This is a genomic window from Bradyrhizobium sp. SZCCHNR1093 (assembly GCF_032381175.1).
In the GTDB taxonomy this organism is placed as follows: Bacteria; Pseudomonadota; Alphaproteobacteria; order Rhizobiales; family Xanthobacteraceae; genus Bradyrhizobium.
In genome coordinates this window covers 119427-132249 of the sequence record NZ_JAUHJJ010000010.1, presented here as the reverse complement: position 1 = coordinate 132249, position 12823 = coordinate 119427, and the positions used below count along the sequence as shown (strand labels likewise).

Genomic DNA, 12823 nt, shown 5'->3' with positions numbered 1-12823 from the left:
ACTGATTGAGCGGCGAGGGTGGGCTTCGTCACCGAGCCTCTAACCGGTATTAATCCCGATGAACAAATAGATTAGATCGTCGATTTCTGGACTGTTTGGCTTGTCAACCGTGACTTTGAGCCTAGTCGAGCTTTCAATTGCGGCTTTGATTGCTCCGGCTTTCTTCGGCCCGGGACCGGCAATGATACCCAGCTGACTCCCACCACCATCAGTCAAGGTGACGCCAGTCCAGCCAGCTCCTTTAAAGGCTTCATAGATCGTTTCCGCCAGCGGCCTTCCGAGTTGATTCAAATACATCAGCTGAACTCGGTGTTGCACCATCGGCCTCAGTTTTTCGGCTAAAGCCGCGATCTCCGCGTTTGACAGGACATCCCAATGCTTTCCCACGGTGACTGAGAGGACTTTGTTCATCCCGGCCAGTTCACCCTCCAACCGATCAATCTTTGTCTTGGCCTCATCCGGTGATCCGACCTTCAGTTTACTTTCGTATTCCGCGATACGCCGATCCAAAATCGAAATTTCGCCGTTCTTGAACCATGTGCCTATTACATACCCCCCTCCAAGCATAACAACCGCCAAGCTAACGAACGCCCAAGGCGCTGCGGTGAGAGCAGCCCAGTTCTCTGAGAACCATTTGACTGTGTCGGGTGACATGTCGTGATCGATTGTTTTCTATGGCGGGACCGTAACTCGCGCCCGCCGGTGGAGAACGCCAGCATACCCAAGACGGGTATTCAACTTCTACCTGACACTGGCGCGCGCCATCGGGCTGCCGTAGTTCGCCATGCTCAATAATCGCTTTCCCAAGCTGTTGTCTTCCCCAGGGCGCTTGGGATGGCTATTCCCCAACTTGCTCGCGATCTCGATAACGCCTCAGCAGGCGAAGGCATTTGTGCACAGTTCCGCGATGAAACTCCACCCAATGGGCGGTGGTTTCGCTTCTGTTTCGAAAGCTCCGGAAACCCCGCCGATATTCTGAGAGCGCCTTCCGAGAGCGCCGAATTTGATCCCATAGGGACTCTTTGGCAGAATCAAAGTGGCTCATGCTTTCAAATATTGCACTCGGATTTGCCCCTCCGCCACCCCTGTCGTCTACTACGATCAAACTTACCCACTGACCCGAGAGCTTTTCGCTCGCCGGGGCACGCAGGCAGGTGACGCACGGAACCAATCACGCGCCAAGGACTCGAATCGGTTATTTGTCTCTGGAGTCCCTGTGCAGTGGCGTTGCGTCGGCGGCCGAAAGCGATCCACACCAAGTTACCTTATCCCGGCTTCATCGAGCCGGCGCTCGCCACGTCCGTCGATCGCGTTCCCGCGGGTGAGCGCTGGGTTCATGAGATCAAGTTCGATGGCTATCGGGTCCAGGTGCATCTGCGCGAGGGCGCGGTAACGGTCTATACACGCCGCGGCCATGACTGGACGAAGCGCTTCCGCAAGGTTGCCGACGATGTTGGAGAGATCGGCGCGGGATCAGCGATCATCGACGGTGAGGTCGTGGTGCCCCAAACCAACGGTGCGACCGACTTTTCCGTGCTGCAGAACGAGCTTAAGGGGCGCTCCAAGAAGATCGTCCTGGTCGCCTTCGACCTACTCTATCTCAACGGATCAAACCTGCTCCAGCTGCCGCTGTTCGAGCGCAAGGCACAGCTTAAAAAGCTGGTCGCCGGCACAGACGTGCAATTCAGTGAGAGCTTCGAGATCGACGGCCACGAGATGTTTAGTCACGCCTGCAAGATCGGACTGGAAGGCGTCGTCTCGAAGGTGCGCGACAGCCGATATGTCTCCGGCCGCGGCAACGTTTGGGTCAAGAAGACCTGTGCCCAGCGCGAGACCTTGCCGATCGCCGGCTTCGCGCTCGACGGCGACAACTGGGACGGCATCTATCTCGGCCGCTACAAGGGCCGGGACCTTGTCTATGCCGGCAAGGTCGACCATGGCTTCGACCGCAACTCCGCCGACGAGCTACGGAGCCGGCTGAAGCCGCTGATCCGGGAAACACAGCCCTACGCGAAGCGCGTCGACCATCGCGGCGTTTGGGTTGAGCCGAGACTGCTCGCGGAGATCGAGTACCGGACAAAGTCGGCCGAAGGAAAACTCCGCCACCCCTACTTTAAGGGTTTGCGGGAGGACCTATGACGTGGACGCTGCTTTGGCAGAGACTACGCCTGGCGGCGTAGTCAATCTCATGCGGCCCAATGGGGCAACTACTGCTCGAGCAACACACTGGCGTTTGCTGCGGAAGTCAGGCCAACGTGAGTCACAGCGGAGCGCTCGCCAGCCTGCCTAATTGAACATACGACGCGAGGTCGGACGACCTTCCATGATGTCGTCGAGCATGAGCGAGATCAGCTCGACCAGTTCGTCATTCTCCATGAGCCGAAGCTCCGCCGTGACCTCTTCAGGACTATCGATACGCTCGTCGGTTAGGTGAATGTGAATGCGTTGGATTAGGCTGTCGCTCATGCGGCTTCCTCTTCGGATTGCCAGAACAGTGTGCCACATCCCGCACGTTCCTGCAATGTTCTTTTTCGGATTGACAGAAACACTATATGTCGGTATCGCGGACCGCACCTCCCGCATATTCGGTTGAGCCTGTCGGCGCATCACGGCGTACTGGATCCTGCTGCTCGCCCGCGGCATGGCGCATCGGAGATCATGCGTGCGGTTCTGGAGCGCCTAGTGAGCCCTGCCCGCTTTGCAATGTGGGAGAGGTCCCGCTGATGCCGGATGGATTCGTGGCCGAGGCGACCAACGACGAGCCGCTCGCCGATCTTCAGGATCTTGATGAGGTCGAGGAGGCTTTGGCGGCGCTTGTGGAAAGATCAAAAAATCTCAGCTAATCAATGAGATAGAACCGATATTCGCGCCAATCTGGTGCCATGGCGCGCACTCCCCTCATTGGCGGTCCGGATCGCAAGCCCGCTGCCGACATCGAACAGCGCCAGCCGTTCGGAGCGGAGGCGGACGAGATCCTAATATGCTCCCTGTGGTAAACTCATTTTAACGAGGTGCATGCGAGTCTGACGGTAAGCGGGGTAGGTCATTGGCCCTGTGAAACGGGAGAGGATGCGTCAACACCCTCTCCCATTCCCGTCCACCTTATGGAGGCTTGGTTAGATGCCCGCTCCACAAGATGACTTTTGGCGTTTCGTCGAGCTAATACTCGACGTCACGAAGCTGATCCTGCTGTACTTCCGCAGGTAATCTAAAAGCTTCACAAGCTGTTAGGAGGGCCCCGGACGTTTTCCGGGGCCTTTTCCTTGTTGGTTCTTGATTTTAACCTTCCCGCAGCCGGGTTAAAGAGTGTTTAATTGAGCGTCGCTCATTCTCTTCGCAAGCGTCGATTGGGCAACATTCGTTTCATAGATAGTTACCATGGAGCGCCACCCTGGCGTGGTCTGATCAATTCGATGACGAGATCGCTTTGCCGGATGGCGGCGTGGCGAGGACGCTTCGCGAGGCAGCCAACTACATCCTCTCGCTGCCAGGTCATATTCAGAAGCAGCGCGAGTGGCAGACCGCGATCGAGATCCTGATCGGCGCCGCGGAGGATCGTGACTTCCGGCTGCACGCCTGGATCGCGATGAAGCAGGCGCTCGGCAAGGACGCCCTTCATCCGGAGCCGCCGAAGAAGCGCGCCAAGAGCTACAAGACCATTCGGTAGAATCCCGGTAACTAATCACGGTCTCGTGAGTCTTGCCGGGCTATATGTGGATAAACTGCTGTGTAGCTTGCACTCAGGCCCCATCCGCCGTCTTCTGGCTGGCGGTGGGAGGGGACCGGTATCCGTCCTGCAAGATCGAAACCGGCCCCGCTCGCCTGGCGCGCCCAGCAGCAGGTGGTCTATCAGCGTAGAGTCGATAGGCCGCCTGCACTGGTCATTCACAAGCTGTGAACTGCGCAACAGTGTCAGCATCGTCCGGCTTGTTTGGCAAGACCCGATTGTACGAGCGGCGTACGGAGTTAACAGGATTGCACCGATCTGGTTCCGGGACGCCACACCGCGACAACTTGGCTCGTCCCAGGAACAGGTTGACGAGCTTCCTGTTGCCGGCCCGCCATCCTGGCACGACGGCCTCGGGGCTTGATCTCTCCCTGGTCCGCCCTAGCTGCCGAGGGGCGTGATTTCATGCTGCACTCCTGGATCGCGATGAAGCAGGCTCTTCGCAAAGACACGCCTGCTCCCGAGCCCCCGAAGAAGCGGGCGAAGAGCCATCGGATCATCCGATAGCTCACCCCCCTCACGGTCGACTAGGGAGCGGAGAACCAGTCGCTGATTGGGGTCGAAAATGTCTCTGGCTGCGATGCCTGTTTCCCCTGTGTCTCGCCCGAAACTCCTGCCGGCAGCGGCGCTCCTGAAGCGGCGACCACGTCGGACGTCTGGCTAGAATATCTTCGAGCACGAAGCTGATCACCTCGACCAGCTCGACATTGGTCATAAGCTCGATTTCTGCGTTGGCTTCGACCCGGTTATGGATCCGCTCGTCAATGAGGTGGGTTCGTATGCGTTGGATCAGGCTATCAGACATTCAAGACTCCACTTCGGAATGTCAGAAGAATACCGCAACAATTCTGTACACGCAATGTTCTTTTTCAATCATAGGTAACATATTGCTGCCTCACCACGTTTGCATTTTGTTTGCATTCGTGCTAACCGGGCGAGATGCAACTTCACGAAGTCGAAATCATCGAAGTGAGCCGGACCGCTCGCCTGGCCGATAAGTTCCAGGGCGCCGCGATCTGCCTGCAGACCCTCGCAGAGGCTCTGGCGGAGAAGCGGTTGATCCAGAACCTGGTCATGGCGAAGCTCGGCGGCGCGACCATCGATGACGCGCAGGCGATGTTCATCTGCGACCAGGTGATCACGGCCTGCGAGCGGAGGATGTCATGACCTCCGCCGTCGACAGGATGATGGCCGATGCCCTCGCCAATGCCGAGGCCACCAAGGCGCCGAACATGATCGGCGTCCGCATGCGGGACGCGACGCGAGGTCACGCTGACGAGCGCTCGCCGGAAATGGCCTTTTAGGGGTACGCGCCGCGGAAACGATTGAAAGGGTGACGCCCGATTTTCTGGGCCACCCCCCCGTCTTCATACAGCCAGGGAGGGCCGTGGAGAGGCGGGCTGCGGGACAGGGCACAGGCCATGGTCGAGTACAGCCAGCTCCTATGCGAGGCCTGTAGCCACGATGCACCATCGTTTGAAAGCAGGCGCTCGGTCGTCTCGGCGTAATTCATCTTTTAGGCGCGGGATCTGTCGGGCTCACGGCCATGCCAGCCCCCCTGTTCGCATAAAAAATTCTGATTTCCCGCACACGCACCTCGCGAGAGGGAACCTGTCATTTGCATACGAGGCATGCACATTTGCATACGATAAAAATGCAAAAGCTATTAGTTAGATGATTTTTCGATATCCATTTGTTTTCATTGTATTTTTTGCCCTGAACTAATAATGAAACTCGAAGTCTTCGGAATGTCAGAAGTATAAACCATTGATTTTACAGCGAAATCTTTTCCTTGAACGATTTGCATTATCAACTATTGTCTAGATGTCAGATGCAAACGAGCAAACGGGAGTTTCGGAACACGGTCTAGGTTTTTCGCGCGATACGAGTCTCTCGACTCGCATGGAACTCAGGAAACCTCGTTTCCAGAGCACGGGAAACCTTTGTCTCCACGCCGAAATCTTCCGGCACCTCCCGGAAACTGCATCTAGAGCAAAGGAAAGGGAACCGACGATGACCACGACTCAGAATGCTACCCCCGCGCGCTCGCTTGGCCAAATCGTTCTTGATGCGGCCGTCAGGGCTGTCAAGGCGGACGATGCCGCCGCGTTCACGGGCACCGTTTCGCTGGCCCTTGTCATGGCAAACAAGCAAGTGGAGCTCGCCGAGTCCGACAAGGGAATCGACGACAAGGAAAACAAGAAGGTGTTCCGCGCCTTCCTGAAGTATTTCGCCAGCAAGGGAAACCCGGTGTGGCGCGACACGGATCATTTGGTGTCCGGCTTCATGGCGCTTCGCGACAAGAAGGCGCGTGAGGCTGCCGTGTCCGAATATATCGACGGCGGAAAGAGCGTGAAAACGCAATTCGCCAAGCCGGAAGGCGCCAAGCTCAACGAAGGGCTGTCCAAGCTTCGCACGTGGTCTTTCCGCCTGATGACGGACGTCTGCACCAATCACGCGGACGTCATCCGGGACATGCTGGCAAAACAGAAGGCCGGCGCATCGGGCGAAGCGCTGGTGCAGAATTTCACGGATTTCGTCAAGCGGACCTATGGCGGTTCCTTCGCCAAGATGACGGCCGCGCTGTCCGTCGACAAGCCGCAAAAGCAGGTTGACGCAATCGAGTCGATCGTCAAGCGGGCGGACGGCATGACGGACGGGGAACTCTCCGTTCTCATTCGGCGGCTCAATGAGATTGTCGCCAAGCGCGCCGCGACCGATGAAACCATCGAGTCGGTGTTCGGCGAAGCCGCGACCGAGGCGCCCGCCCTCATCCCGGCAGAGCAGAAGGCCGCCTAAGGGCAGCACAGCGAAACCAAATCCCGCGGAGTAGACCAAGCCCTGCCCGGCTCACCGGGCGGGGTTTCGGTGCGGTCTTTTTTTTGACTTTTTCCGGCAGGGGCCGGCGCTGACACGCAGCGCGAGCTGGCCGGGTTTGGAAATTTTCCCGCTCACACCAGAGCGACCCCCACCCTCAAATCTTTGGAGTTGCAACGATGGGCAAGCGCTTCATCGAACGCCCCACTGCGCGCCAAATCGTCGACCGTGCCGAGCGCGAGGCGCAGCTGGAACGCAGGCTGGACATGGCGAAGGACTGGCTGGCCGCGAACTATGCGCCGTCTGCCCCGCCCCCGCTGCCGACGAAAGCCGAGTTGAAGGCTCGCGAAGAGGTCGCCACCTTCAACCGCTTCTTCGACGAGTACGAGCACAACGAGATCCCCGATCGTCTGGGCAAGACCGGCCAGTATGAGCCGAAGTCGATCTACTCGCCCGCCCCCGCCGCACGCATCCGCCGTGAAGCGCCCCGCAAGCGCAAGGCTGCCGAACGCAACGAACGCGATTGCGAGCTGCCGACCGACTTGCGCCGGCATCACACGCTGCACGTCACCGATGGCCGTGGCCGCGACAAGGCGACCATCACGGTCAACCCGTTCTCGAAACGGATCACCATCACCGGGGCTGGCTTCCGATGATGCATCCGCGCTTCGAGGAGGCGCAAGGCCGGCTGTCCCGGCTCGGGCGCCACATCCGCTGCCGCCTGTCCCGCAAACAGAAGCGGACCTACGCGGCGATGTTCCACACCGCACTCGAGAAGGACGAGCGAGGAGACCAAGCGGTCCGCCTCATCGACGACCTGATCGAGCAGAACCGACCCCTGAAATGGTGACCATGAGGAATGACTATGGCCTACGCCTTTGATACGCTCGGCTATTCGAAGCGGCTACAGGATGGGGGTATCCCCCGACCCCAGGCCGATGCCCAGGCGGAAGCCGCAAGGGACTTCATCATGGCCGAGCTTGTGACTAAGACTGACCTGGCTGCCACCAAGACCGAGCTGACCGCAGCAATCGACAACGCGGTGCTGCGCCTGACCGTCCGCCTCGGTGGAATGGTCGCAGCTGGCATCGCCGCCCTGGCGATCCTGGAGCGCATCCTGCGACCGTAAGGTCTGCCGACACTCCATCTCACCTGATCTGAGCAACGCGCTGCACCCTCTGCAGCGCGTTTTTCTTTGCGCCTCCCACAACCCGCCAACTCGAACACATGGTGACTGCCATGACCATCATCCCTGCCCTCGACTGGCTCAAGCTGGTCTCCCAAGACGACGTACCCGTCCCCGGCCTGTTCAATATCCGCGATCGCTCCGGTCGCATCATGCTCAACCACGACGTGGAGCGCTTCGAGGCCGAGCAGTGGCTCGACTACATGCGAACCCGCTACGCCCCCGGCAAGCCCTTCGAGAACGGCAAGGGCATCCACCCCGATCACGGCTTTCACATCGTCGAGGTCACCGCTGACGGTGCCTACGAGGAAGCCGTCGTTGAGCCGTTCGCTGCGTGAGGTGCGCCATGGGTCTGCTCTCGTACCGCGTCGACCCGTTCTGGAGTGTCGTCATCATGCTCGCAGCCGCAAGCGCCGGCTGGATCACCGGAGGAATTTGGTGGTGAACACAACATCTGGTGCCTGAGGCCTCGAAAAGGGGGTCTCAGACCCGGTTTTGGGACCATTTTGACCCCTCAGCACACTAGATCTGGTGTTTCCAGGGTGCGTTGAGGCGCGAAAATGCAAATTTGTTCTTTTATGGCGAGGGAAGGTTGAGATCGACGAACCTGGCGCTCTGGCTGCGATTTGCATCGATTTGCCGGCTTTAGGTGACCGTCGAGACTGGTGGGTCCGATTGGGTGATTAGCCTCCCCCCTCCTGGTCTCCCTGCCTCTACTCCCTCTCCTGTCCCCTCTGCATCCCCTGTCTCTGCTCTCTCTTGAGGGTGTGCTTGTCCGGCGGCCCGCGAATGGGCGGCCCCTGGATTTTCGGCTGTTTCTTGGATGTTTCGTCAACTCTAACGCACGGAGCCAATCATGCTCGACATGCTTCAGAAGCTCTACCAGGAGCTTCGCTTTACCCCATCGAAGACCCTGGAACAGTGCTACGCCCTGAACGAGGTAGCCTACCTTCTGGGGTCTGGTAACGCCTCGGCCGGCTTGGTCCGTATGGCGTTCGAGTACCTTCAGGCGGCCTTCGGAAAATGAGGCCGAAATTCCCTCGCGGGAATTTCTGACGGGGTTTTTCGGGAATTAATCGACCAATTTCCTGGACCGGAACTTTCGCTGTTCCCGCCCCCTGATCTGGTGCCAATCCAGTCAACTCCGTTTGCATTTTCTATCAGAAATGCAAAGGAAAGTCAAGGGCTTGCCCCTTGGATGGTGTGATGGCCAGGCGTGAAGGCACGTCCCGGTAACGGGCTTTGGGGTCGCAAACGCCGGATGGCTACCATGCACGTTCGATCCGTGCCCTGGCCATCTCACCATCCAAAGTTCCATGCCGAGGGCACACATGCGCCCTTGCGTTTGCTTTCGTCTTCGTGCAAATGCACATGCCAACGAGGTTCGACATGATCACGCTCGACACAGACTTCATCGCCAGATTGGTCCGCTACGTCGTCGACGCCGAGAAAGGCCGGTCGCGGCAGATCGGCAGCAACAAGATCGCTGCCATCAAGGCGCTGCGTGAGATCACCGGCCTCGGCCTGGTCCACGCCAAAAGCCTCGTCGAAGCCGCCGAGGCTGCGCCGACAGATCCGCTCATGAGCGCGATCAAAGATATCCAGTACATCCTTTCCACCGAAGGCTGACCGGGAGCCTGACCATGCACGGACACATCGGTGAATACATCATCACCGGCGGGATGATCCTCTCCGCCCTGGGCGCCTTCCTCTACATCTGGCGAGGCTGACATGATCCGACGCAATCCGCCGCCGGGCTGCCACCAGGCTCGAATGCAGCTGCTGTTCGGCCTTCTGCTCACCGTGGCGTTCGTCGGCGCGGTCACCATCGGTCCACTGATCGGCATCCTCGCCACCTGCGCCGGCTTCACCAAGCTCGCCGCGTTCCTGTTCGTGGTGTTCGCATGAGATTCCCCGAAGGCTTCAAGCCACCGAGCCAAGAGACGATCGATCGCGTCAACAATTCCGCGACATTCGTCGTCGCGACGTGGAACGGCATCGCTGCCGATCACACAGGCAAGCGCGACGTCCGTTACCTGACAAGCCGGGTCGCTCCATGGAGCGAGACCGAGCTGTGGAGCAGCTGGCGCAGCAACGCCCGGCAGTTCGCCACCATGACCGAGGCCGAGGCCACCATCGCCACGCTCAAGCTGAAGTGGCTTCGAACGTACGCCAAGGTCTGCCCCAACTGCGAAGCCCACGTGTTGACCGGCGGCATCGCCGGCAAGGAGCTGACATGACCGAGGCCAGCGAGAAGCTCTGGAAGGATCTGTGCGGCTTCACCCCACCAAGCTGTCCCGTGTGCGCCAGGACCGCCGTGCTCGATGAGGATGGCTACTACTGCGAGTGGTGCGGCGATCCCGCGCATCCCAATCCCGCAGTCGACGACATCCCGAACGGCGCCGAGTTCGATGAGATCTTGGAGCGCTACAAGGCTGCGAGGAGCTGACATGAAGCATGCTGTTCTCGTGATCCTCGACGTCGAGGGCAACATCGATGATGCGGGTCTCTTTGCCCTGGCACGCGACAAGCTCGCAGCCCCGCCCATTGCGCTCGGCGACGACGTCATTGCCGGAGAGCTTGAAGAGGTTGCCAGCGCTGGAATGGAAATCGCCCACTCCGAGCAAGAGATCGACGAGGAGGATGACGATGCCGACGACTAACCAGCTCCTCCGTGAGATCGAACGAGTCCTGTCGCCCGGTCCGACGATCGAAGCTCGCTCCGCCGCCTATGAGTCCGAGCTGGTCCGCCGCTATCACGCTGGCGAACACCTCTCATGCGCGGACAAGCGCGAGGCTCGCCGGATCATCCATCGCAACACGAGCCACTGAGGCCAGCCATGCCGCATATCTTCGATCACGAGCCGAGCGCTCAGGAAGTCTTCGATCAGGCCTGTGTCTTCTTTGCCACGTCCGAAGGGCCGTCCGCGATCCCCAGCACACGCAATTGCGCTGGCTACGAATGCGTCTACCGCAGAGATGACGGCCGGGTCTGCGTGGCAGGCTACTTCTTGCCGGATGAGAGCTACGATCCGGATATGGATGATCCGGAGAGTTCCTCGGACGGCTCCGATGTCCATGCACTGGTGAAGCACTACGGAGACCAGATTCCGTCCTGGTTCGGCCAGCACGTCGAACTGCTCAAGCAGCTGCAGCAGATTCACGACAACGAGTTTCACTGGACCGCCGATCACGCCTGGAACTATGCCGAGCTGATTCGTGATCTAGACGTCGTGGCCGACGATAACGGCCTTACCAAGGTTGCGATCGATCAGGTACGAGCCAAGGTCCCGAAACCGGAGTTCACGGCCGCTGACGAGCAGCTGCTGCGGGAGCTAGACCAATGAGCACATATTGGAGGAGTCCGCATGAAACGAACCAAACGGCAGCAGAAGATCGACGCCGACCGCATCCAGCGTGCCATTACCGGCATGATTCTCTCGATGACGGCGATCCCGCGCATCTACGCTCACGCCGAGAAACTGATCGAGGACGGCGCGACAGACGAGCAACTCAAGGCGGGCATCCGCCAATATCTGGGAGAGCCGGCATGATCGTCACGGCCAAATCGCAGGCAGCCTACGACACTGCGGCCAACCTGCCCTTCTCACTGCCACTCGGCCACATGCAGGTGGATGTCGATCCGGAATATGTCGGGAGCCTCAAGGCTTCCGACTATGATGGTCTGGAGCCGCCGTCCTTCAAGCCTGGACAGCTGGTGTGCGTCGTCGTCGGTTCTGGCAAATCAACGGTCGGCAAGGAGCGGCTCGCGTGCGTCGCCATCAAGCGCGATGGTGAGGTGAAGGGCGGACTGCGCTCGCACTATGAGCTGCGGCAATCGATCGACCCGAACGATCCAGATCCCCGGGTCGGCAAGCCCGACGATATCGACGGCTTCCTCACGTCCACGGGTCGCTTCGTGACGCGCAAGGAAGCCCGAATCATCGGCATCGAGTCCGGCCAGCTTCACCACAGCTGGAAGGATGCCAAGCGAGACGTGCTCTCGTCTGACATCAACTGGTGAGGTCCCCGGCGTGCGGTAAAGCGGTCTGCACGCCCATCTTATGGGGAGATCCGCAACGGTTCTCACTCAGAGCCCGAGCTAAAGGCGCGTGAAACCGTGCGCCTGGCTGTGACGGCACCCATGACCACGCAGGACGTTTGAGCGGAGAGACAGCACCGCTCTCATGAAGAGGCTACGCGAGCCGAGATCGCGACACCGAGGCCGGCGGTATAACCGGCCAACCTTGCTCTTCTGCGAGCGCGGGCATCCTCCCCCATAGCAAGCGAGCCCGGCTGTATATGCCGGTAGCTGCCAAATCCGGATGATCGCCGCGCTCACACAAGAGCAACGGAGGTAGGCCATGAAGAAGTAATCGAACCTTTCTGAAACCCTGACTGAGTGCAACTACGTTTTATGACCGGTGAAGCCGGGAGCGACCGGACCCATAGCCCGACCAGCGGCGGGCCAGCCAATTCCGCTGGTGCAATTCAAGGTGCAGCCATGTCGACCGTCACTGTTACGATCCACTTCGCGAACGGATCACATGACCAGCATCCGTTCCCCTCGTTCATCGAGGCGCGGGACTTCTACCGGAATCGTATCTGCTATTCCAACCGCGTGAGCCGCGTCACCGTCGCCGATCTGAGCAACTCAGCCCGCTCGGTGTGGGACGCATCGTGGGATGATCTGAGCAAGTACCACGGACTGAACGACTGAGAGGATTAGCTATGAGCGACGCACTACTTCGCGGCACCGATCACATCTACCGCAACCTGTATCTGACGCACAATGGCAGGTCGGAATCGCTTGAAGATATCGACACCGACACGGTCCCAGGCCTGACGCCAGCACAGCGCAAGGCGATCGGCGCGATCAGCTCTGGTGAAGCCGACATCATCATTGCCGATGACGGCACGATCAGGCTTTGGATCCACGGAGAAACGGTCTCGCGGTGAATCGTTAGGCAAGCGGGTCTCAGTCGCGAGCAGACCTGGTCTGGACCCAAGTACCTAGCAGGCCAAGCACCCCATTCCCGCCCGAGGTGCGCCTTGGACTTTGCTTGAAGGCAAATGCAAATGACGTTGACACA

General features: G+C 59.4%; 23 protein-coding genes. 21 read left to right on the top strand and 2 right to left on the bottom strand.

The window, feature by feature from the left end; genetic code table 11:
* Positions 1-39: 39 nt before the first annotated feature.
* Positions 40-654, bottom strand: coding sequence for a hypothetical protein (locus tag QX070_RS26400; protein ID WP_315740089.1), 615 nt, complete (start codon positions 652-654; stop codon positions 40-42).
* A gap of 567 nt (positions 655-1221) precedes the next feature.
* Between QX070_RS26400 and ligD the strand changes: the two genes are divergently transcribed.
* A complete protein-coding gene (ligD, locus tag QX070_RS26395; protein ID WP_315740088.1) occupies positions 1222-2139 on the top strand; it encodes a non-homologous end-joining DNA ligase in 918 nt (305 codons plus the stop codon).
* Positions 2140-2286: 147 nt separating this feature from the next.
* Here ligD and QX070_RS26390 read toward each other — a convergent pair whose 3' ends face one another.
* On the bottom strand, positions 2287-2466 hold the full coding sequence (locus QX070_RS26390; RefSeq protein WP_315740087.1) for a hypothetical protein: 180 nt from the start codon (positions 2464-2466) through the stop codon (positions 2287-2289).
* Positions 2467-3442: 976 nt separating this feature from the next.
* Here QX070_RS26390 and QX070_RS26385 point away from each other — a divergent pair.
* From QX070_RS26385 to QX070_RS26290, 20 genes are all read left to right on the top strand, one after another.
* Positions 3443-3667 (top strand): hypothetical protein, encoded by a 225-nt coding sequence (locus tag QX070_RS26385; RefSeq protein ID WP_315740086.1) that lies wholly within the window; start codon positions 3443-3445, stop codon positions 3665-3667.
* Between the two features lie 1029 nt (positions 3668-4696).
* Positions 4697-4894 (top strand): hypothetical protein, encoded by a 198-nt coding sequence (locus tag QX070_RS26380; RefSeq protein WP_315740085.1) that lies wholly within the window; start codon positions 4697-4699, stop codon positions 4892-4894.
* On the top strand, positions 4891-5031 hold the full coding sequence (locus tag QX070_RS26375) for a hypothetical protein (RefSeq protein ID WP_315740084.1): 141 nt from the start codon (positions 4891-4893) through the stop codon (positions 5029-5031). Before QX070_RS26380 ends, QX070_RS26375 begins: the two co-directional genes overlap by 4 nt.
* A gap of 709 nt (positions 5032-5740) precedes the next feature.
* Positions 5741-6526 carry a hypothetical protein gene (locus tag QX070_RS26370; protein WP_315740083.1) on the top strand — a complete coding sequence of 262 codons (786 nt, stop codon included), beginning with the start codon at positions 5741-5743 and terminating at the stop codon, positions 6524-6526.
* 197 nt (positions 6527-6723) lie between these two features.
* Entirely contained in the window at positions 6724-7200 is a 477-nt protein-coding gene (locus QX070_RS26365; RefSeq protein ID WP_315740082.1) for a hypothetical protein, read from the top strand.
* Positions 7200-7394 (top strand): hypothetical protein, encoded by a 195-nt coding sequence (locus tag QX070_RS26360; protein ID WP_315740081.1) that lies wholly within the window; start codon positions 7200-7202, stop codon positions 7392-7394. The genes QX070_RS26365 and QX070_RS26360 overlap by 1 nt, the downstream gene beginning before the upstream one ends.
* Before the next feature lie 15 nt (positions 7395-7409).
* On the top strand, positions 7410-7673 hold the full coding sequence (locus tag QX070_RS26355; protein WP_315740080.1) for a hypothetical protein: 264 nt from the start codon (positions 7410-7412) through the stop codon (positions 7671-7673).
* A 110-nt stretch (positions 7674-7783) separates the two neighbouring features.
* Entirely contained in the window at positions 7784-8068 is a 285-nt protein-coding gene (locus QX070_RS26350) for a hypothetical protein (protein ID WP_315740079.1), read from the top strand.
* 518 nt (positions 8069-8586) lie between these two features.
* Positions 8587-8757, top strand: a complete 171-nt coding sequence (locus QX070_RS26345; protein ID WP_315740078.1) for a hypothetical protein — start codon at positions 8587-8589, stop codon at positions 8755-8757.
* Between the two features lie 362 nt (positions 8758-9119).
* A complete protein-coding gene (locus QX070_RS33070) occupies positions 9120-9359 on the top strand; it encodes a ribosomal protein L7/L12 (protein ID WP_409999104.1) in 240 nt (79 codons plus the stop codon).
* 102 nt (positions 9360-9461) lie between these two features.
* Positions 9462-9638: a hypothetical protein gene (locus QX070_RS26335; RefSeq protein WP_315740077.1), complete on the top strand. Its 177-nt coding sequence runs from the start codon at positions 9462-9464 to the stop codon at positions 9636-9638.
* On the top strand, positions 9635-9970 hold the full coding sequence (locus tag QX070_RS26330) for a hypothetical protein (protein ID WP_315740076.1): 336 nt from the start codon (positions 9635-9637) through the stop codon (positions 9968-9970). The genes QX070_RS26335 and QX070_RS26330 overlap by 4 nt, the downstream gene beginning before the upstream one ends.
* On the top strand, positions 9967-10179 hold the full coding sequence (locus tag QX070_RS26325; protein WP_315740075.1) for a hypothetical protein: 213 nt from the start codon (positions 9967-9969) through the stop codon (positions 10177-10179). Before QX070_RS26330 ends, QX070_RS26325 begins: the two co-directional genes overlap by 4 nt.
* Before the next feature lies 1 nt (position 10180).
* Positions 10181-10393 carry a hypothetical protein gene (locus QX070_RS26320; RefSeq protein ID WP_315740074.1) on the top strand — a complete coding sequence of 71 codons (213 nt, stop codon included), beginning with the start codon at positions 10181-10183 and terminating at the stop codon, positions 10391-10393.
* A complete protein-coding gene (locus QX070_RS26315) occupies positions 10380-10562 on the top strand; it encodes a hypothetical protein (RefSeq protein WP_315740073.1) in 183 nt (60 codons plus the stop codon). Before QX070_RS26320 ends, QX070_RS26315 begins: the two co-directional genes overlap by 14 nt.
* Positions 10563-10570: 8 nt before the next feature.
* Positions 10571-11077 carry a hypothetical protein gene (locus QX070_RS26310; protein ID WP_315740072.1) on the top strand — a complete coding sequence of 169 codons (507 nt, stop codon included), beginning with the start codon at positions 10571-10573 and terminating at the stop codon, positions 11075-11077.
* Between the two features lie 21 nt (positions 11078-11098).
* The gene (locus QX070_RS26305) at positions 11099-11284 is read left to right on the top strand and encodes a hypothetical protein (RefSeq protein WP_315740071.1); all 186 of its coding nucleotides are present in this window, start codon (positions 11099-11101) and stop codon (positions 11282-11284) included.
* Positions 11281-11754, top strand: coding sequence for a hypothetical protein (locus QX070_RS26300; RefSeq protein WP_315740070.1), 474 nt, complete (start codon positions 11281-11283; stop codon positions 11752-11754). The genes QX070_RS26305 and QX070_RS26300 overlap by 4 nt, the downstream gene beginning before the upstream one ends.
* A 480-nt stretch (positions 11755-12234) precedes the next feature.
* Entirely contained in the window at positions 12235-12450 is a 216-nt protein-coding gene (locus QX070_RS26295; protein ID WP_315740069.1) for a hypothetical protein, read from the top strand.
* A gap of 11 nt (positions 12451-12461) precedes the next feature.
* Positions 12462-12689: a hypothetical protein gene (locus QX070_RS26290; RefSeq protein WP_315740068.1), complete on the top strand. Its 228-nt coding sequence runs from the start codon at positions 12462-12464 to the stop codon at positions 12687-12689.
* The last annotated feature ends 134 nt before the right edge of the window (positions 12690-12823 follow it).

Coding starts and splice junctions, on each gene's coding strand:
- QX070_RS26345 (WP_315740078.1), top strand. CDS start 8,587: ATGCTCGACATGCTTCAGAAGCTCTACCAGGAGCTTCGCTTTACCCCA.
- QX070_RS26300 (WP_315740070.1), top strand. CDS start 11,281: ATGATCGTCACGGCCAAATCGCAGGCAGCCTACGACACTGCGGCCAAC.
- QX070_RS26320 (WP_315740074.1), top strand. CDS start 10,181: ATGAAGCATGCTGTTCTCGTGATCCTCGACGTCGAGGGCAACATCGAT.
- QX070_RS26350 (WP_315740079.1), top strand. CDS start 7,784: ATGACCATCATCCCTGCCCTCGACTGGCTCAAGCTGGTCTCCCAAGAC.
- QX070_RS26375 (WP_315740084.1), top strand. CDS start 4,891: ATGACCTCCGCCGTCGACAGGATGATGGCCGATGCCCTCGCCAATGCC.
- QX070_RS26355 (WP_315740080.1), top strand. CDS start 7,410: ATGGCCTACGCCTTTGATACGCTCGGCTATTCGAAGCGGCTACAGGAT.
- QX070_RS26325 (WP_315740075.1), top strand. CDS start 9,967: ATGACCGAGGCCAGCGAGAAGCTCTGGAAGGATCTGTGCGGCTTCACC.
- QX070_RS26400 (WP_315740089.1), bottom strand. CDS start 654: ATGTCACCCGACACAGTCAAATGGTTCTCAGAGAACTGGGCTGCTCTC.
- QX070_RS26360 (WP_315740081.1), top strand. CDS start 7,200: ATGCATCCGCGCTTCGAGGAGGCGCAAGGCCGGCTGTCCCGGCTCGGG.
- QX070_RS26310 (WP_315740072.1), top strand. CDS start 10,571: ATGCCGCATATCTTCGATCACGAGCCGAGCGCTCAGGAAGTCTTCGAT.
- QX070_RS26290 (WP_315740068.1), top strand. CDS start 12,462: ATGAGCGACGCACTACTTCGCGGCACCGATCACATCTACCGCAACCTG.
- QX070_RS26295 (WP_315740069.1), top strand. CDS start 12,235: ATGTCGACCGTCACTGTTACGATCCACTTCGCGAACGGATCACATGAC.
- QX070_RS26315 (WP_315740073.1), top strand. CDS start 10,380: ATGCCGACGACTAACCAGCTCCTCCGTGAGATCGAACGAGTCCTGTCG.
- QX070_RS26335 (WP_315740077.1), top strand. CDS start 9,462: ATGATCCGACGCAATCCGCCGCCGGGCTGCCACCAGGCTCGAATGCAG.
- QX070_RS26330 (WP_315740076.1), top strand. CDS start 9,635: ATGAGATTCCCCGAAGGCTTCAAGCCACCGAGCCAAGAGACGATCGAT.
- QX070_RS26370 (WP_315740083.1), top strand. CDS start 5,741: ATGACCACGACTCAGAATGCTACCCCCGCGCGCTCGCTTGGCCAAATC.
- QX070_RS26390 (WP_315740087.1), bottom strand. CDS start 2,466: ATGAGCGACAGCCTAATCCAACGCATTCACATTCACCTAACCGACGAG.
- QX070_RS26365 (WP_315740082.1), top strand. CDS start 6,724: ATGGGCAAGCGCTTCATCGAACGCCCCACTGCGCGCCAAATCGTCGAC.
- QX070_RS33070 (WP_409999104.1), top strand. CDS start 9,120: ATGATCACGCTCGACACAGACTTCATCGCCAGATTGGTCCGCTACGTC.
- QX070_RS26305 (WP_315740071.1), top strand. CDS start 11,099: ATGAAACGAACCAAACGGCAGCAGAAGATCGACGCCGACCGCATCCAG.